The organism is Paenibacillus sp. G34, from assembly GCF_056856875.1.
This window is the reverse complement of sequence record NZ_CM166469.1, coordinates 4,123,582-4,142,676: the sequence shown is the minus strand read 5'-3', so window position 1 is coordinate 4,142,676 and position 19,095 is coordinate 4,123,582. Positions and strand designations below refer to the sequence as shown.

Here is a 19,095-nt window from a genome sequence, read left to right as displayed (position 1 = left end):
AGAGTCCCAACTGGTGCGCCTGTCCCCCGTTTGGGTAACACTCTACCTTTGTAAACCAGGTGTAGCGTAAGTTACTCTTTACTCACTTGTACCGTTTTCGTCTGCGAGTTATAAGAAACATTAATGTCGTAGACCGAAACGATATCTTTTAGCGGAAAATAAATGCGGTTTTCAATCAAAAGAACGGGATCACTCAATCGAAATGACTCACCATTGTGCTGGAACGTATCACTTCCTACCTTGAACTGTAATTCTGGGGTAGGAATTGCAAAGTCTTCATTGAGGACCTTAAACGTTTTGGTTTCGGATTGAAAGGATAACGCTTTGGAATTAATCTGAAACGGAAGGCACCTCACGAATCCGTCAAGATCAACGTAGGTGTGCCCTTTAACAATCAGACCTGTAAATGATTTTTCGCCTAACACATTGGATTTGATGTTTACCGTTGAGCCGGAAGCGGAGAGAGAAGCCGCATTTACGGATGAACTGAAGCCAGCCATAGCAAGAGTTAGCACAGCCACCACTAAAAACTTGGAAATACGCATGATAACCACTCCTTTGATATATTCCTTTGGTATATTCATAAGGATTAACGTAAAAACCGGTACATAAGTTACATATGTTAAGAGTAAGTTTTAGGAAGTGCAAGATGAGATTTTTTCGTACTGAATAAGGCAAACCCCGATCACTCGCATAGTGAAGGGGCTTGCCTTATTCAGGTTATTTTTGCGCTTGAGAACAGGAAAGTGTTCCGTTAGCGCGCCGGTTCTCTTAACCAACTCAAATCATCTAATCTAATCTAATCTAATCTAATCTAATCTAATCTAATCTCAACTCAAATCAACTCATCTAATCACTCTACTGTTCCGTTGTCGTTGTCCGATAACGGTTGGGAGGTAGACCGACTTGCTTTTTAAAAGCTTTAGAGAACGAAAACAAGTCCGGATAACCTACCGAATGAGCCACCTCTGTTAAGCTGAGCGTGGTCTGTACGAGCAGGAGTTTGGCTTGCTTCATTTTGAGCTGCTGGATATATTGCACAGGGGACAAGCCGTAAGCTTTGCGAAACTGTTTGGCAAAGTGGGTACGATCCACTCCTGCATGAGCAGACACACCTTCCACCGAAATGCCACCTGCGTAATGAAGTTCAATGTATTCTTTTCCTTTCTGAAGCCAAGGAGTAGCTGCATCCGGTTGCAAGTCTTTGGTCGCCGGGGAACGCGCAATGCGGTCGAAAAGTCCAAGAAACCGGGCCAGTCGCCCCAGATCACTGGCACCGTTCTGCGGTTTACGAACGTCTTCTATAAATGACCGCATGCTGCCTGCGGACTCGGGTGTCAGTACACCTGAACGATACGGATTGTCAGGGCTTAAGCCAATTCGGGAGAGAAGTTCAGCGGCATATGCTCCATCAAAGGCAATAAATATTTTTTGCAATGGTTGCTCTGGATCAGTCCAGTACTCATGCGTCACATGCGGAAACAAACAGAAGGCATCTCTGGCTCGCAGGGAATACCGCTGTCCGTTCTGAATGAAGGTACCCTCACCCTCCAGTACAAATAACAAATAATGATAAGGCGTAGTACGAGGACCAATGTGATAGTTACTTTTAGCAATGTTACGACCAATGCGTAACGGCCAGGCACCGCTGGCTCTCTCAAATTCAGACGGAGTAAAAAATAAAATATCCAAAAACTCGTGGTGGTCCTCCTTCATGCGCTCAAGCTCGGTCACCAGGAACACCTCTTTATTATATAAGTATCGTCGATGGCATCTAAAAGGTTCATTTATAGCCTATTATACAGGTGGGTTTTATATAAATTCAAGATCAGGTAAACCTGAATTCGAAAAACGACCACAAAATGATAAAAATAAATTGCCGCGAAATGACATTGATCACAGACAAATCAATTGATATGATGTCCATACCTATTAAACCAAGTTAATTAATCGGCATTTGTGATTATTATGGTTGCTAAATTGATTTACAAAATGACACGACAACGGAGGGTGCAGAAAAGACCTGAAGAAGCGAAGCGTGCGCCTTTGTCACCGGATTTCCCCCATAAAAGGAGAATGAGAAGAAATCTGGGGACAAGAGTGCTCGAAAGGTTTTCTGTAACCGAAGTGTTTGAGTGGAACTTTATAAAGCAATTATCCATAGAAGGGACTGACGTGAATGAGTGAACAGGAAGAGATGAAGTTTGGATGGTTTTTACCGACCGCCGGAGATGGGAAGTATGTAGGTGTAGAGCCGGAACGTGAACCAAGTCTGGATTATCTGGTACAGGTGGCAAAGACGGCGGAGACGGCAGGGTTCGAATTTGTACTCATTCCGACAGGGGGAGCCTGTCTGGACGCGTGGGTGGTCGGCTCGGCGGTAATGAGTCACACCAAGACATTGCGTCCCCTTGTAGCGATTCGCCCGGGTCTTGTGACACCCGTACTCGCAGCTCGCATGGGTGCGGCACTGGATCAGCTCTCTGGCGGTCGCGCCATGATTAATGTAGTTACGGGCAGCTCGGTTCGAGATCTGGAAGAGCTCGGTGATCCGCTGGCACATGCGCATGATGAACGATATGTTCGCGCTAGCGAGTATATGGAAGTCATGAAACGTTCGTGGACACAATCGACTGGGTTGAATCTGACGGAGTTCGCCGGAAGTGGTGCACAACCAGGCGAAGATGCATCCAGCGAACCAAATCCTGAATTTAACGGTCAATATTACAACTTCAAAGGCCCGGTAGGCATGCCGGAGACGGTCCAGAAGCCGCATCCCCCATTTTATCTTGGAGGAAGTTCTCCGATTGCGAAGCGAGTAGCTGTTGAACATGCAGATACGTTCCTGATGTGGGGCGAGCCACATGACTGGATTCAAGAGCAGATTGAAGAGATCGAAGTCATTCGGGAGCAGGTAAAAGAGGAGACGGGTCAAGATCGTCAGCTCCGTTACGGTATGCGTGCTCAAGTGCTCATTCGGGATACGGAAGAAGAGGCATGGGCAGCAGCATGGGAAATCATCAGCAAAGTACCGCCGGAAGCGATTGAAAAGGCCAAAGCAGCTTTTGCCGAGACGGATGCCACCAACCAGCGCAGACAGAATGAGTTACGGGAACTGTCCGAGAAACAGCAGTTTGTGGTTGGACCGAACCTGTGGACAGGTTTGTCGGTTGTACGCTCCGGGGGAGCCATCCTCATCGTGGGTACAGCAGAGCAGGTGGCAGAACGTTTGATGGAATACGGAGACTTGGGCGTGACGACATTTATTCTGTCCGGTTATCCGCATCTGGAAGAAGCCGAAATCTTCGGCAAGACGGTGATGCCGATCATCCGCGAGAAATGGAAAACAAGACAAAAAAGGCAGTCTATTACTGCCAACTAAGGAGGCCCTCTTTTATGAAGAAAAATAAAAAAATGATCCTGCCGCTTGTCAGTATGCTGGTGATGTCCATCTTGCTATCCGCTTGCGGCGGTGGAAATAATGCGGCATCCGGAGAGAACGGATCTTCAGGTAAAGTGACCATTAGCTTCATGCACTGGCGCGGCGAGGATTCCGAAGCTTTTAATAAGACGATCGACGCGTTTGAAAAAGAAAATCCGAACATCCATGTGGAGATGCAGACGCTCCCATCGGATCAGTACCAATCCACTGTGCAATCCAAAATCAGTGACGGCTCCACAGGGGATGTGTTTGCATCTTTCCCGGGCGCTCAGTTCCAGGCATTCACCAAAGCCGGATTATTTACGGATTTGACGGGATCATCCTTCCTGTCGGCTTATAATCCAAAACTGATCGAAGCTGGACAGCATGATGGCAAACAATATGCGATTCCGTACCAACTTGTATATAACGATCCAATCTATAACGTCAAACTGTTTGAAAAGTACGGCTTAACCCCGCCGAAAGATTGGGAAGGGTTCCTGGCGCTGTGCCAAAAGCTGAAAGACAATGGCATTATTCCGATTGCCTTTGCCGGAGCGGACATTGGTCCAGGCCAATTCATGAATACGATGGTGATGAACAATGCGCCGAGTGACGACATTTTTACCAAAGTTGAAGCAGGCGAAGCTAAACTGACAGATGAGTTCTGGGTGAAAACGTTGACGCAAATCAAAGAACTGAACGATAAAGGATACTTCCAGCAAAATGCACTGGGTACGAAAGACCCGGCAGCAGGTGCACTGTTTATTCAGGAAAAAGCAGCGATGCTTGCAAGTGGATCGTATCAACTTGCTCAGAACAAACAACAAAACCCAAATCTCGAGCAAAAGTTGCTCGCACCGATCACGGTAAGTGCCGATCAAGCGAAATATGAAGGGGTACACACGACCACATTCATGCTTGCGGTAAACAGCAAGTCGAAACATCCGGAAGAAGCGAAGAAATTCCTTGAATTCCTGAGTAAACCGGATGTAGCTAGCGCATACGCCAACCAGACAGGACAAAATGTAACGGTGAATGACGTGAAGTATGATACACCAGAGCTTCAGGTTGCGGGAGAATGGGCAAACAAAAAGACCGTGTTCCAGCCACGGTTTACTATCCTGAACGGAGACAACCAGAAGGCGGTAACCAACTCCATTCAGGCTGTGCTGAGCGGTACTTCCCCGGAAGAAGCCGCACAGCAGGCACAAGCGATCATTGATCAGCATATCGGGAAATAAAAGATGAAAAACCGTATTCAGCTATCCCTGTTTCTGTTACCCGGATTGCTGCTGTACGTTGGATTGTTCGTATTTCCTACATTGACGGGGCTGTTCTACTCCTTTACGGATTGGGACGGGGTATCCCCGTCGTATGCATTTGTAGGGCTGGATAATTACAAGGACAGTCTCAGCAGCATCGTATTTCGCAAAGCATTCGGCAATAACGTGGAGTTTATGTTAACCGTTGTGATTGCACAAACTTTTATTTCACTTGTTCTGGCTTTGCTTTTGGTACGTAATACCAAGACAAAAGTGGTACTTCGGGCGTTGTATTTCCTACCTGCGATTCTGTCGTCGGTATCCGTTGGTCTGATCTGGGCGTTCATGTATGACCCGTCCATTGGACTGATCAATTATGGACTAAACGAGGCGGGCATGAGCGGCATGGCTCGTAACTGGATCGGTGATCCGAAGATTGCGATTTTCTCTATTGCTGCGGTGCAGGTTTGGGCTCACGCAGGACAGATGATGATTGTGTTCATCGCAGGTCTGCAAGGGATTCCAGCAGAACTGTACGAAGCGGCACGTATGGACGGCGGGAGCAAATGGCAGGTATTCCGTACCGTGACCTGGCCGCTGCTGGCTCCTTCGGCAACGATTGTGGTAGCCTATACGACCATCCAGTCGTTTAAGGCCTTTGATCTTATTTTCACGATGACGGACGGAGGTCCGAACTATGCCACTGAAATTTTGACCACATATATCTATCATACGGCCTTTGGCAGCTACTCGTTTGGTCTGGCTTCTGCAGGTTCGATGATCTTCCTGGTGCTGCTCGCGCTGTTGACTCTGTTGCAATTCAAGGCGCTGCGTGCAGACCGGGTAAGCTATTAACGGATAGGTGATTACTTCTTTTCATGAGCGTTATCGGCGAGAATGACAAGTCAGGATGTATACAGGAGTAAGAGAAAGAGCCATGGCCCAGAACCCGAGAGCTGTGTTCGAAGAATACAATCAGTTGATTATGGATGTGAGATTCACTTGAAGTGTGAGGTTAAGAGGAAGGAGGGATTTTATATGGTTATCAAATGGTTCAATCGACTGATCCTGTTTGTGTATGCAATGCTGATCCTTGTGCCGCTGTACTTTGTATTTGTATCTTCGTTCAAAACAAGCAGCAATTTCTTCACGAGTCCATTCAGCTGGCCTGACCCGTTTACCTGGGATAATGTGACGGGCTTGTTCCGTAATCAGCCGATGTGGCAATACTTCGGGAACAGCATGATTGTGACGCTCGGCACAGTTGCGATTGAACTGTTGCTCAGTAGCATGATTGCTTATGCCATTGTCCGCTGGGGCGGCAACGTAGGCAAAATGGTGTTTGCTCTATTTGTAGCAGGTTTGATCGTGCCGTCTCAGGTCAGCATGTTGCCGATCTATTCCCTCACACGTACGCTCGGATGGTCCGACAGTCTGACAGGTTTGATTATCGTATCAGCTGCGATGTTGATGCCCGTCTCCGTGTTTATGCTGACGGGGTTCATGCGTATGCTGAATTCGGAAATTTTGGAAGCAGGCAGTATGGATGGGGCCAACGAGTGGAGACTCTTCACCCGAATTGCTCTCCCACTGGCAGCACCTTCACTGGCAGCAACAGCTACGTTCCTACTGGTGATGGTGTGGAATGACTTGCTCATTCCGATGCTTATGCTCACCAGCAAATCCAAGCTGACCTTGCCACTTGCCCTGATGCAATTCCGCGGGGAGTACGTGACGAATTATCCGATGATGCTGACTGGTGTTCTCGTGACAGCCATCCCGATGATTGTGCTGTTCCTGCTGCTTCAGCGTTATTTCGTTGCAGGACTTACGGCAGGTTCCCTTAAAGGTTGAGGGGCAAGAAGGAGACCGAAAGCTCCTTCACAAAAACAAGTTCGTTTTATATTCGTTGTAAATTGGCGTCACCTTGTATTTTGCATTGATTTCTGGTTCATTCTGCATAATAATGGTTTAGTGTCAGGATGACTACATAGAGATCAAGGGAGCTATTAATCTGATGAGTAAATTGGAAGTGTTGCGGAATCCCAAGCAGCGCAAGCTGCTGTTCAGTGCCGGCATGAGCTGGCTGTTTGATGCGATGGAAGTTGGCATGATCTCCTTTATCGTAGCTGCACTCGCGAAGGAGTGGAGTCTTAGTCCAGGACAAGTCGGGGTGCTGACGAGTGTCAACTCGATTGGTATGGCCCTCGGTGCTTTGCTTGCAGGTGCACTTGCAGACCGTTTTGGACGAAAAGCGATTCTGATGTGGACGTTGTTGATCTTCACTATTGCAAGCGGTCTATCTGCACTCGCTACCGGGTTTGCGGTATTGTGTGCACTGCGTCTCGTTGCAGGTATTGGTCTTGGCGGCGAGTTGCCCGTGGCATCTACGCTCGTATCGGAATCGATGCCTACTGCGGAACGTGGACGTGCGGTTGTGTTATTGGAAAGCTTCTGGGCAGGGGGATGGATTGTATCGGCGCTGATTGCCAATTTTGTCATTCCAGAGTACGGATGGAGAATTGCATTTGCGATTGGTGCGCTACCAGCATTCTACGCGTTGTATTTGCGCCGTGCCATACAAGATCCGCCGCGGTACAAGAATCATACGAAATTGCATAAAATCACGTTCCGCGAAAAAGTTACGACGGTCTGGTCTGCACCACATCGCCGGACTACGTTGATGCTATGGATTTTATGGTTTACCGTTATTTTCTCGTATTATGGCATGTTCTTGTGGCTGCCTTCGGTTGTAATGGCAAAAGGTTTTACGTTGGTCAAAAGCTTCCAGTACGTGCTGATCATGACGATCGCACAGCTACCGGGGTACTTCACCGCGGCGTACTTCATTGAACGTTTTGGCCGCAAATTTGTGCTTGTCGTGTACCTTACTTTGACTGCATTCAGTGCGATTGCATTTGGACTGGCAACGACAGAAGCGACTATTTTGGCTGCCGGAATCTGCTTATCATTCTTCAACCTGGGAGCTTGGGGCGGACTGTACGCTTACAGTCCGGAATTGTATCCAACATCCGTCCGTTCCACAGGCGTTGGACTAGCTACATCGGTAGGCCGGATCGGTGGTGTACTTGCACCATTTATGGTAGGTATGCTTGTTCAGAAGTCAGTTCCAATCAGCCTGATTTTCACCATTTTCTTCGTGACCATTCTCATCGGAGCAGCTGCCGTGCTGTTCTGGGGTCGGGAAACGAAAGGGCAGGAACTCGCCGAATAATCGTCAGAAAATTTTAGCGCAACTTTTGTGCGGGTCTGTCTGCCTACGGAAATGGAGACTAGACAAGCGGTACAGTGTTGATATAAGAAGAGGTGTGACCCTGATACGACCATGGGCTCATGCCTCTTTTTGATATGCGCAGGACTCATTTTTTCATGCTCCATCGGTCCGATAGACTGAACATTTTTGATACCCTATAATGACACTCGGGATGTCCAAATGTGAGGATTCAGGGGGAAGTAGTATATCTGGATTCAGAAAATTGGAGGGTTAAGGAAATGAGGAATAAGAATAGATTTGAGATGGATCAGATGCTTGTGATGGATGTATTGCGAGAAAAGAATGAAATAAATACAGCGAGTATAGCCAATGAGAAGAAAAAAATGAATGAAAAGCATATAGGGATTGATCTTCATAATTTTGATGATCTTAATGATCTTAGCCCAAACACAGACATAGACGTTATGCAGCCGATCACCGTCAGTCGTAAAGTCACTCATGGCCGAGGGAGAAAGACTAACAAAAGAGCAGGCCGAGTCAGTATGCTACTTGGAGCTTGCGCTATGACACTTGGACTTACCGTTGCCGCACCTTCGGCTGGAGCACAGAAGCTGGAACAAGGGATTCGCAGTGAACACGTGGTACAGCTACAGGAGCAATTGAGCGAGCTTGGTTATTTTGACGCTGGAGTAACAGGTTATTACGGTTCGATCACTCAGAGCGCGGTTCGAGATTTCCAACAAGCGCAGGGACTGAGTGCCGATGGTGTAGCAGGTCCGGTGACGCTGGACAGACTGAACCAAAAGGTCAAAGCCGAAGGAGAAACGCTGCGTCAGTTGGCGAAGTTGATCCATGGGGAAGCACGTGGGGAATCTTTTGAAGGGCAGGTCGCTGTGGGGGCAGTTGTCTTAAACCGGGTGCAATCGGGAGAGTTCCCGTCATCGATCTCTGAAGTTATCTTTCAAAAAGGGCAATTCACCGCTGTCGACGATGGTCAGTTTAATCTGAAGCCAACCGCAACCTCGTTTAAAGCTGCACGTCAAGCCCTCAATGGCGCTGACCCAACACATGGTGCGCTGTTTTATTACAATCCGAAGATTGCTACGTCCGAGTGGAGCAAGAGCAGAACGACACTGCTGACCATTGGGCAGCATGATTTTACGAGATGAGGATAGAAGAGTAAATAATCATTATAGAAGAAAAAAGACCTTGCTGCACTCTACGCATGTAGTTGTGTACCAAGGTTATTTTTTATGAAAAGATCTAGCCCGTATATTTTGAAAAACGCTTCCAGGTATAATTAAATAAATTTCCATAATTATAAAATATAGAGATTCATTGTATTATGATATATAGGATTTGTCGGAATAAGGAGGTTTAAAATGGGGATTGAAAATAACTTAAAGAGGATTAGAACTGAAAAAAATTCAACTAGTTCACAAAGATTATTTTCTTTTGTATGTGTAGTTATACTTGGAGGGATTTTGGGGCTAGTGGCAAAACTCGTGGATACTCAGGGCATTAACCCCATATTTGACGATATTGGTGGACGTCTAGGTATTTGGATTTTTGTGGCAGTGCTTGTATCCGTGTTTAGTTATTCTCCTAAATTGGCGGGAGTTAAGATATTCTTTTTTTTCTGTTCACTGCTGATTGTTTATTATCTGTACACTGTGTTTTTCTTACATTTCTTTTCAGTGAAGGAAACGCTGTTCTGGGGAATCTGCGCAGTTTTATCTCCCGTATGTGCCTATGTAATGTGGTATGCGCGTGGTAATGGATATGTAGCTAGTATAATTTTGTCCCTTCCCGTAGCTGTTTTGTTGTCCGAAGGTTATGAATTAAGAAATGCTTATTTGCCTGAACATGAGCATCATTATTTAGTTCCAATTCTTATGGGGATTTATTTAATCATGATTATTATTTTGTTACTTGTTGTTCCTGAAAAAAAATTCATGTTCTTCATCGTACTTCTTTTAGCTCTGATGTTATCTTTCATCATGATGTACTTCAATGTCTTAAGACTAATTTTCGGTGGATTAAACGGCCTTGTATGAATGAAAATCAACGACATCCAGGATGAAGTGCACCGAGAAATATGTGACCAAGTTGGGATTTTCATCCTGGTTATGAGGTGCAACGAACCCTACCTTATACCTATCTCTTTTGAGAGTTTAGTGGTAAAATATTCTTATTATTTCCAATTTTGTTTGATTTATTGAATCTATCGAACTAACGAAATAGGAAATGAAGGCAAACGAAAGTACATAAAAGTATAGGAAGAAGAGTGATGATTACCATGAAGAAATTGTTATTGACCGTACTAGCAGGTGTATCTATGGTGGGGATGATTGGATCGGGAACAGAGTCAGCAGCAGCGGCAGGTGCACCCAAACAAGTCGAAGTACTCTTGAACACGATCAAAATGAAATTTCCAGATGCTAAGCCATTCCAAGACGCTCAGGGTAGTGTTATGGTTCCCATCCGATTTGTATCCGAAGCTTTAGGGGCAAAGGTTACATACTCTAAAGAAGGAAAAGTATCCAAAGTTGGGGTTCACAGTAAGGATCACAAAGTAGATATGACGATTGGTCAAACCTCAGCACTAGTCGATGGACAAAAGAAAGACTACGGCACGCAGATTATATTAAAGCAAAACCGGACGTTTGTTCCTCTTCGCTTGGTTAGTGAGGGACTAGGCGAGAAAGTCGAATGGGATAAGATTGGTCGCTGGGTCTGGATTGGGAACAAGGATTTTCGGAGTACAGATGATAAGGAATTTAAGCTGACAAAGCTGAGTGATTTTAAGGCTTACATGAAGAGCGATAATTTGTTTAGAAATTCTGCTAATGAAATGTATGGTGGTGTGAAAATTATCAAAGAAACAGATCTGCCCATCCGACTAGGTGACAAACAGGTGGTCTACAGTATTGATAAGGTAAGAGACCAACAAATGAATATGGATCTAATCCAAGTTCGCAGTAGTCAGAGAGGAAATCCCATTGCCTTTATGGTGAAAAATGAATTTGCTAAATTTCGTGGCGTGATTGATGCAGCCTTTGTAAATAACGGAGATAAAACAGGAATGAATTACTATCCAGTAGTCAGTCAAATAGATAAATTCCAGAATAGCGAGTACATTCAAGATTACACTGGATGGATGGACTTTAAAACTTCGCAGGCAGATTATATTTTGCTTGTAGATGGCGATATCTACGATTACGTTGTAGCGATTGTTAATCCCTTCAAGTGAGGGCTAGCCAGGTGAAGATGAAACGCAAATTCAGCACCCTACTTAGCTTGGTATTTATTCTGTCTTCTGTACTTCTATTATTTACGTTTCGCCCCGTTCAGGCTGAACCAGGGGTATTCTCCATCAGTTCTAACAGATTGTTGCAGGATAAAGAAAATACGAATCTGTACTACTTTGTAGGAATGGTGTATTACGAAGTTTGGAGTAATTCTGCAGGAAATTGGACAGGAGAAGGGCATCATCCTAATTCGACTGTTCCAAAGGTAGATGGTGGAATTTACGAGTTTACATTTGGATCGAATCGAAAGGTTAAGAGCATTACAGTTGAACAATTTAAGTTTGATTGGATGTCGCCTGATGGGGAAACATCGCTTGCCAACTTAACATTGAGAAATCTAGAACAGGAGAGTTGAAATATAAACCAAAAAAATATTATTATAATGCAACTTCTTCAGTGAATTATAACGATTACTATGAAAGAACAACTGTTAACGGAATTGGAACCAATAAAGCATCTAAAAAAGTTTATGTACACAATGGTGTTCTTAAAGCAATCAAAGATCCAGTTAACAGAAAACAAGAAGAAATAGATGAAAACAACAAAACTTTTGCACCTAAGGTAGAAGGATGGAAATATTTCTTCCCAACCCTTTTCAAAATCGAACTTGAACCACCTGTGGGCAAGGCGATCGTCAAATACTGGACGACTACCGGGCAAAGTCTGGACGGTGTAGACGGCTTCGCTAACCAAGAAGTGAGGTTGGAGAAGGATCAGCCGTATAACTTTATGCATACTGCTCCTGGTGAAAAATACAACTACTTGGGTCACAAAAAAAGTACGCAGGGAGATCCTTCGAGTCTATCTCGAAAATCCGGAGATCCGGGGCAGTAGTATCTGTAGAAGTGATTGGCAGGTTATACGATTTTGAAATCACAGATATCGCTGACTACAACTGGGAACTGGTCTTCCGCCGATTCAAGGGAAGCATTGCTCCGACGTGGATTAGCTACTGGACAGGCACAAAGGATATTGACGGGGACAAGCGGGGCAATTTTTCACAGTTCACCGTACCGATTCGTCCGGGAAGTCATCCGCTTCAGGGGTATCAGAATGTAGCCGTGAAGACGGGATACCATTTTAAATTCGATTTTAAAACCAAAGGAAATATGTTTGGCCCGCGAGATGGCATTCGGCTTACACCGACCTTTGATTTTGTGAGCAAGGATGGAAAAACGCGTGTTCCAGTAGATTTGTACTATTCGACCAATCAACGGAACTTTATCCGCATTGGTTCGGCGGAGGATCAGGTGAAGCGGTTTGTCATTCTGAACGATCGGATGCGTCAGGTGCCTGGGGTGCAACTGCGTGATACCGCAACGTACAAGTACAATCGCTATGGTGAGATACACCCGGGTATGATGAGCGAGCAAGCGTATCAAGAATACTACCGGGACAAGTTTACGAAGATGAAAACACCCGTCGGTGGATACAGTCTGCTGCTGATGCCAGAACAGCTACGGACATTCATCGGGCCAAAAACGAACATCCCAACGACAGCCAGTGCAGATGTACTGCGAGCCAATGCGGCAATTCAGCAATGGTATGGCGAGTATAGCTTACCAGCAGAGCCCTATGTGGTTCAGGCCGGAACCAATCTGGCCGAGTATGGGCGAACGCATGGTGGACTGGATGCTAAATCACCAATCTTCTTGAAAAATGGATATATTGTGGTGAACTTTAACCTGGAGTCTATTCGGGAAGGTAATCTTGCCGCTCCGCATTTGCAATATATTCACGCGCCGCTAATGAACCAGTGGTTGCTGGAAGGTTTCCAGCGTCAGGTGCTGGATAGCTACGAAAATTCATTTACGTTACGAGATGGAGATGTGGTCTTTTACCATGCGGATCGCTCGAGCCGAGATGATTTCAGTGCACAGGTGCCGCATTAAGCAAGCAAGAGAAAGTATTTTTAAATTAGCTATAAGGAATCCAAGTAAGGGAAAGATTGCGTGTGTGACGCGTTAGTTTTAACGAAAAGAAGACGTAGAGTCCGAATCTGGACAGATGGAGAATGCGATGAGTAGAATACAAGTGACCCCGGAGCGGTTGTTTGAAGCGGCACGAGAGGTGGAGGAGACTCGCGGGCGTATGGAAGCGAGGAACTCGTTCGCTTGATGCGCTGGATGGAATCGATGTGGTCGGGAATGGTACGCGAGCGGTTTCTAGAACGCTTTGAAGAGAACCAGCCTAGGATGATCGAAACGTTAGAAAGCTTGGCCCACATTGCGAAGGAGCTTCGAGAGATCGGCAGGCGGTTTCAGCAGGCGGATGAGGTAAGCGGAGCAGCCGTAGCAGGCGCTGTAGCCACCATGTCTATTGGGTTAAAAGCGACGCAGAGCAATGATAATAAGAGGTATCGGATGCAGTATGATCCTCAGTACCACATCTATCTACCGGTCAATGAGAAGGGGGTAACCGATCAGGCAGCCTTGCAAGCGTATGAACGAGATCATGGAAAGATCGATATGACTAAGATGGGGCAAGCTCCTGGGGCAAATCCTGCCCCGGAACAGGATTTGTTTCAGTTACAGATTGAAGCATTCGAGCTCAGAGTGAATCCATTTACAGGAGAACCTGTCACGGATGATTATGCGAAGATGATGATCTCCTCCTTGAAGTGGAGTCAGATTGTAGCCGGGATTGGGATGGTCGCGGGTAGTATGAAAAGTGGCAAGGGTCCCTATAAGGGTCGCGGAACCAATGCAATATTGGACAAGATGAAGCAGACGATTCGGGATGCAAAGGCGAAGCGAGATAAGGGGAGTAAGAGTGTCAAGACGGGTGATGGTGCGAATGTCCCTAAACTAGTATATAGTAGAATTAATGTACGTAATGGTGATGCTAAAGTAAAAGGTTCTGGTTTAAATTATGCATTAGGAAAACATGGTGGAGTGAATAAGCCTAACAAATCACAGTTTTCTATTTCTTCTGATGAGTTAAAGAAATTATTACAATCGAAACGGGTTGTGAATTCACCAGTAACTATTTCACCTACTTCGGGAGATTTTGTGCGTCAGGTTAATGTAGGTTTCCCCGTAGGTAATTTTCCAATAAATAGAGGTGGTGCACCTACGGATATAATAACAGTTATTACTGATAAAAAAGGTAATCTTGTAAATACTTTCCCAGGTGGCTTGGGGTTTGGAGAGTAGAGGTATGTTCAAAGTTATATTAGAGTCTGTAGACGGTGAGCAATTGGACAAAGTCTTTGAAGATGGAAATGATAAATATTTGCAACAAGACGAAGATAAGTTTGAGATGTTAGGAGAGTTGTCAACTTGCAGTTATGATGTTTACACAAGCAAAGACATGGATCTGCTAATACTTGAACTTAGGAGATTAAAGGAACTACTACTTGATTCCAATGAAATCAAGCATATTGAAGAAATTATTCTTTTGGCTTGTAAATGTAAAAATTTAGAAAATAGCAGATTGATATTTACTCCTTTTTAAGAGAGAGAACATTAAGAAACCTTGAATAAATTCGAGTCTTTCGAGGTTTCTTTTTTGCTTAGGGGCGTTTCCCATTATATAAGGGTTTATCCATCTTAGTTGTCTGGGTAACATTTTTCAATTCTATGACCAAGTAAGAATATTTCGTTACATTGAACAGGTCCATTATGGTCAGATACCACCATAATGACCTGCTTTTTGTTAGTGTCCACAACGTGGATATATTCGGACCTTTCATCTGATAAACGTGAATTGATAAGATATACATAGAAACCTACATAGGAAGTAGAGGAGTTCAAAAGATGAAAAAACTAATGTTAGCAGTATTAGCGGGTGCAATCAGTGTGAGTTTAATTGGATCAGGAGCGGAATCGGCCTCCGCAGCGGGTAAATCTAAGCAAGTAGAAGTGCTATTAAACACCATCAAGATGAAATTCCCAGATGCTAAGCCATTCCAAGACGCTCAGGGTAGTGTTATGGTTCCCATCCGATTTGTATCCGAAGCGCTGGGTGCGAAAGTTACATATTCTAAAGAAGGCAAAGTTTCTAAGGTCGGAGTGTACAGTAAAGATCACAAAGTCGATATGACGATTGGGCAAACCTCAGCACTAGTCGATGGACAAAAGAAAGACTACGGCACGCAGATTATATTAAAGCAAAACCGGACGTTTGTCCCTCTTCGCTTGGTTAGTGAGGGCCTGGGTGAGAAAGTAGAATGGGATAAGATTGGTCGTTGGGCATGGATTGGAAATAAGAATTTTCGAAGTACAGATGATAAGCAGTTTAAGTTGACGAAGCTGAGTGATTTTAAGGCGTATACGAAGAGTGACATATCCTTCAGAGACATTAATGGAAAGGTTCATACAGGTGTGAAAATTATCAAAGAAAGTGATTTACCAATCAGATTGGCAGATAGTCAGGTCGTATACAGTTTGGATATGGTCAAAAGCAAGAAAACAGGGGAGGACTTGATCCAGATTCGAGCCAGCGAAGGAGGGTATCCCATTTCATTTTTGGTCAAAAATGATTTTGCTAAACCTCGTGGTGTAATCGATGTTCTGTATGTAGATAATGGAGATGATACGGTCATGAATTATTATCCTATAGTTAGCTCTTTGGATAAATTTCAAAATGGGCGATATATTGAAAATTATGATTACAATAAATTTAAACTTAGCTCTGCAGATTACTTATTACTTAAATCGCTTGATTGGGAGAACTATGCTATAGCTATTGTGAATCCATTTAAGTAGAGGGGTTAATTATGATGCAACGGATAATAAGCTTCTTACTCACAATGGTATATTCTTTTCTTCCCTATTCGCTATTTTCACATTTCAATCTGGTACGGCTGAGGAAGCCGTTTCCACTGTTGGGGCAGAAAGGCTCTTGCGTACGGCAAAGGCCCCTATAAGGGTCGCGGAACCAATGCAGCTCTGGACAAGATGAAGCAGACGATTCGGGATGCGAATGCGAAGCGAGAGAGTTTGGGTAATGCGGCTAAGGGGACGGGTGATGCAAGTTCTCACCCAATTTAGATAACCACATTATTAAAGTAGACACTATTGTACCTCGTAGTAGAGGAATCGGGGGCGCCCATAATAGAGATGAATTTATAAAAAATAATATAAATATTACCAACGTTGAGCCGCATCCAACTATGGTTGGTGTAGAAAAAATAACGTACCAAGTTCCTTCTATAGATGGAAAAATAGGTAAAATTACTGGATGGAAGGCGACTTCTTTTAAGAAAACTGTATATGATCCAAAAGTTATTTCTGACCAAGATTATCTTAAGTATGGAAAGGAAGCGGCAAACAATGCTGTTACGAAAGGGACACTAGGTAATCCTTGGGTTGGCTATGATAGTAATGGTGTTAAGTGGATGGGTTACTCAAAAGGTGGGGAAGTAACATCGTTCTTTCCTGAATTCTAAGCTAAGGGGCAACAAACTAATGAAAAGAGATTTCAGGTTGTTAGATTCGGATATTCAAGATAAAAGTCATTTTCCGATTACGGCGTTTTTTAATAGTATTCCAAATTCTGATTTCGTGGAAACAGTCAAACATTTTAGTTTAGGTATTGGAGTAGGCATTAATGCAACAGTATGTCTATTTCCTGACGATTTAGACCCTGATGAAGATAAGTTTGATGGTGTTATGTTCTCACTACATGATGATGAAGAAGTCGTAGTAGATTATCGTACATTTTTTTTTTATCTTCGGTTAGCATGTTCAGTATATTTGGAAGGTACTCCAAATGATAAGGGTGTTATTGAGGGTTACCTAAAGCAAATTAGAGAGAAGCATAATTTAGTTAGCTGATTCAATCATCAACATGAGAGGCGGTTGCTAAAATAGCACCACCGAGTGCCCAATGAACTCATCATTCAACCAATAACACAGTTAACCGATGTTATACCTGTATAAAGATTTCTCCATTCTTGTGGTACGCACATCAAATGCTTTAGTTTTATAACCTAAATAACACTATTTCGTTCCATTGAACAGGTCGATTATGGTCAGATACTACCGTAATTGATCTGTTTTTTGTTATCTTCGTTTTCTTACGTTTTTTCAAACATACTCGCAACTGTAGAGTCGAATCTGGAGATGGAGAACGTGATGAGTAGAATACAAGTGACCCCGGAGAGACTGTTTGAAGCGGCACGAGAGGTCGAGGAGACTCGCGGACACATGGAAAATACTCGTGAGGAACTCGTTCGGGTGATTCGCTGGATGGAATCGATGTGGTCCGGGATGGTACGCGAGCGGTTTCAGCAGGCGGATGAAGTCAGCGGAGCAGCCGTAGCAGGAAACGTAGCGACGAAGTCGATTGGGCTGAAAGCGACATCAACGACAAAAGGATTAGAGGATAAAAACCAAGTGGGCCTGCAAGGATATGATGCCAGCTGTGTGCCCCCTCCACCGGATGCATGCCGTACTCCTGTTGCGGACAATCACAATGTATTTCAAAAATCGCTGGATAGTTTGCTTGAACTGGGTACGGCCTTCATGCAGTCCGCAGACGATCGCTACCAAAAGCGCTATGACAGTGTAGGCGGATTTCTGGATTATTGGACCTTTGGTATTCCGAGTGGACTGGTAGAAGAGTATGTGGATAGGGCGAATAAAGCATTTGACTCACCAAATGATACCGCCAATTGGCTGACCTTTGGCATCCATGGTACAATCCGTGAATCGATATTCCCCGCGAATGCCTGGTCCAGCGAGCATTGGGCCAATATGATGGGCATGGGAGGCATGATGGTTGGAGGCGGGATTACCGCCAAGATGATCAAACCGCATAATTTGCTAACATCGTCAGGAGGGGGGATAAAGCTTGATGCGTTTAATCGCCCACCTGGATCGGGGCAAATGGCGGGTGAAGCTAAATTACCTAATCGTAAAATAATCAACCTAAATGAGAAGACTCAAAATGTAAGAGGAGATATTAATAAAGAAATAGAAAAACTTAGGAATTCCGACGAATACAAAAATCTTTCAAAACACAGAGAGATAAATTTGATAGAAAATTAAGAAAGTTAAGTAATGGAAATGTTGCAGTGGCAGATGTGAGTATTCCTGGTATAAAAAAAGAATTTCAAGCACACAGCCAAATTCATTCTGCTGAAAGTGTTGGTAGTAATATCAAGAATTTCAGTTACTTTAAATTTGATAGGTCATTGAAAAGTTATGTTGAGGATGAATTTCCAAGATTTAATGACACGGAGGCAAAGATTCTCGAAGATATTGTCTCTCAAATAAAAGACCCTAATGTCAATTGTTTACATAACTAGATGCTTGTCAAAGTTGTTCCAATCTAATCATGGAATTTAGACGAAAGTTTCCCAATATTGAGCTAAATGTTTATTCTAATAGTATGAAATAAGGAGTGATGGAAATGAACTTGGCAAGTTATGAATCAATAAAATCATCTATAGTGTTAGACTTTGAGGAATATCTTGAGGAAGATGCACTAAATGTAGCACAGGTTTCAGCAAAAATTCTTGAAGAAGATTGGAGAATGGTAAACGATAGTTTGTTTACTAAAACACTATATTTTGTTTCTATTGCTATAGAGAGTTTGAAATACAAAGAAATTGCTGATTTTATATATTCTAAATTGAATATTTATGTGGAAAACACTAAATTCGAAGAGCATATCGATCAAGATGATATTGAAATGTTGACAAGAGACATTAATATATGTAAAAAGTTAATCAATGATAAAGGGGGATATAAAATCAAGGAAACAAGTGATTCTGCAAAATCTAGAGTAGAGTATATATTAGGTTTGAAGGTGGAGTAGTTATTGCAACGGAGTAATGGTTACCTATTCTAGGTGAATCTATCATGCAACTATTCACATTTGTAATTCACACAACATCGATATGAAGATTCTACG

General features: G+C 43.8%; 21 protein-coding genes and 1 pseudogene. 20 read left to right on the top strand and 2 right to left on the bottom strand.

Annotation, left to right across the window (positions count from 1 at the left end; genetic code table 11):
- Positions 1–71 precede the first annotated feature (71 nt).
- A complete protein-coding gene (locus AC1VYS_RS18920; protein WP_482910992.1) occupies positions 72–545 on the bottom strand; it encodes a stalk domain-containing protein in 474 nt (157 codons plus the stop codon).
- Positions 546–858: 313 nt separating this feature from the next.
- Positions 859–1,716, bottom strand: a complete 858-nt coding sequence (locus tag AC1VYS_RS18915) for a helix-turn-helix transcriptional regulator (RefSeq protein ID WP_482934399.1) — start codon at positions 1,714–1,716, stop codon at positions 859–861.
- A 463-nt stretch (positions 1,717–2,179) separates the two neighbouring features.
- Here AC1VYS_RS18915 and AC1VYS_RS18910 point away from each other — a divergent pair, with 463 nt between their 5' ends.
- The 20 genes and pseudogenes from AC1VYS_RS18910 to AC1VYS_RS18815 all read left to right on the top strand — a co-directional run bounded on the left by AC1VYS_RS18910 (position 2,180) and on the right by AC1VYS_RS18815 (position 18,999).
- A complete protein-coding gene (locus tag AC1VYS_RS18910; RefSeq protein WP_482910990.1) occupies positions 2,180–3,382 on the top strand; it encodes an LLM class flavin-dependent oxidoreductase in 1,203 nt (400 codons plus the stop codon).
- 14 nt (positions 3,383–3,396) lie between these two features.
- Positions 3,397–4,665, top strand: coding sequence for an ABC transporter substrate-binding protein (locus AC1VYS_RS18905; RefSeq protein ID WP_482910989.1), 1,269 nt, complete (start codon positions 3,397–3,399; stop codon positions 4,663–4,665).
- 3 nt (positions 4,666–4,668) lie between these two features.
- The gene (locus tag AC1VYS_RS18900) at positions 4,669–5,541 is read left to right on the top strand and encodes a carbohydrate ABC transporter permease (RefSeq protein ID WP_482910988.1); all 873 of its coding nucleotides are present in this window, start codon (positions 4,669–4,671) and stop codon (positions 5,539–5,541) included.
- A 183-nt stretch (positions 5,542–5,724) separates the two neighbouring features.
- Positions 5,725–6,540 (top strand): carbohydrate ABC transporter permease, encoded by an 816-nt coding sequence (locus AC1VYS_RS18895; protein ID WP_482910987.1) that lies wholly within the window; start codon positions 5,725–5,727, stop codon positions 6,538–6,540.
- A gap of 163 nt (positions 6,541–6,703) precedes the next feature.
- Positions 6,704–7,921, top strand: a complete 1,218-nt coding sequence (locus AC1VYS_RS18890; RefSeq protein ID WP_482910986.1) for an MFS transporter — start codon at positions 6,704–6,706, stop codon at positions 7,919–7,921.
- 542 nt (positions 7,922–8,463) lie between these two features.
- Positions 8,464–9,090, top strand: coding sequence for a cell wall hydrolase (locus AC1VYS_RS18885; protein ID WP_482915057.1), 627 nt, complete (start codon positions 8,464–8,466; stop codon positions 9,088–9,090).
- A gap of 213 nt (positions 9,091–9,303) precedes the next feature.
- On the top strand, positions 9,304–9,978 hold the full coding sequence (locus AC1VYS_RS18880) for a hypothetical protein (protein ID WP_482910985.1): 675 nt from the start codon (positions 9,304–9,306) through the stop codon (positions 9,976–9,978).
- Positions 9,979–10,211: 233 nt separating this feature from the next.
- Positions 10,212–11,174 carry a copper amine oxidase N-terminal domain-containing protein gene (locus tag AC1VYS_RS18875; protein ID WP_482910984.1) on the top strand — a complete coding sequence of 321 codons (963 nt, stop codon included), beginning with the start codon at positions 10,212–10,214 and terminating at the stop codon, positions 11,172–11,174.
- Positions 11,175–11,185: 11 nt separating this feature from the next.
- A complete protein-coding gene (locus tag AC1VYS_RS18870) occupies positions 11,186–11,587 on the top strand; it encodes a hypothetical protein (RefSeq protein ID WP_482910983.1) in 402 nt (133 codons plus the stop codon).
- Positions 11,584–12,066 (top strand): hypothetical protein, encoded by a 483-nt coding sequence (locus AC1VYS_RS18865; RefSeq protein ID WP_482910982.1) that lies wholly within the window; start codon positions 11,584–11,586, stop codon positions 12,064–12,066. The genes AC1VYS_RS18870 and AC1VYS_RS18865 overlap by 4 nt, the downstream gene beginning before the upstream one ends.
- A pseudogene (locus AC1VYS_RS18860) lies at positions 12,066–13,124 on the top strand (DUF5704 domain-containing protein); the annotation flags it as partial. The gene AC1VYS_RS18865 and the pseudogene AC1VYS_RS18860, both read left to right, overlap by 1 nt.
- 222 nt (positions 13,125–13,346) lie before the next feature.
- A complete protein-coding gene (locus tag AC1VYS_RS18855; RefSeq protein ID WP_482910981.1) occupies positions 13,347–14,387 on the top strand; it encodes a WXG100 family type VII secretion target in 1,041 nt (346 codons plus the stop codon).
- Positions 14,388–14,391: 4 nt separating this feature from the next.
- Positions 14,392–14,688 carry a hypothetical protein gene (locus AC1VYS_RS18850; RefSeq protein ID WP_482910980.1) on the top strand — a complete coding sequence of 99 codons (297 nt, stop codon included), beginning with the start codon at positions 14,392–14,394 and terminating at the stop codon, positions 14,686–14,688.
- Positions 14,689–14,990: 302 nt separating this feature from the next.
- Entirely contained in the window at positions 14,991–15,941 is a 951-nt protein-coding gene (locus AC1VYS_RS18845) for a copper amine oxidase N-terminal domain-containing protein (RefSeq protein ID WP_482910979.1), read from the top strand.
- Positions 15,942–16,234: 293 nt separating this feature from the next.
- Positions 16,235–16,624, top strand: coding sequence for a CdiA family toxin C-terminal domain-containing protein (locus AC1VYS_RS18840; protein ID WP_482915056.1), 390 nt, complete (start codon positions 16,235–16,237; stop codon positions 16,622–16,624).
- Between the two features lie 19 nt (positions 16,625–16,643).
- Positions 16,644–17,012, top strand: a complete 369-nt coding sequence (cdiI, locus tag AC1VYS_RS18835; RefSeq protein WP_482910978.1) for a ribonuclease toxin immunity protein CdiI — start codon at positions 16,644–16,646, stop codon at positions 17,010–17,012.
- 300 nt (positions 17,013–17,312) lie between these two features.
- Positions 17,313–18,227, top strand: coding sequence for a WXG100 family type VII secretion target (locus AC1VYS_RS18830; protein ID WP_482910977.1), 915 nt, complete (start codon positions 17,313–17,315; stop codon positions 18,225–18,227).
- Positions 18,228–18,253: 26 nt separating this feature from the next.
- Entirely contained in the window at positions 18,254–18,487 is a 234-nt protein-coding gene (locus AC1VYS_RS18825; protein WP_482910976.1) for a hypothetical protein, read from the top strand.
- Positions 18,488–18,516: 29 nt separating this feature from the next.
- Positions 18,517–18,579, top strand: coding sequence for a hypothetical protein (locus AC1VYS_RS18820; protein WP_482915055.1), 63 nt, complete (start codon positions 18,517–18,519; stop codon positions 18,577–18,579).
- 12 nt (positions 18,580–18,591) lie between these two features.
- On the top strand, positions 18,592–18,999 hold the full coding sequence (locus tag AC1VYS_RS18815) for a hypothetical protein (RefSeq protein ID WP_482910975.1): 408 nt from the start codon (positions 18,592–18,594) through the stop codon (positions 18,997–18,999).
- Positions 19,000–19,095 lie beyond the last annotated feature (96 nt).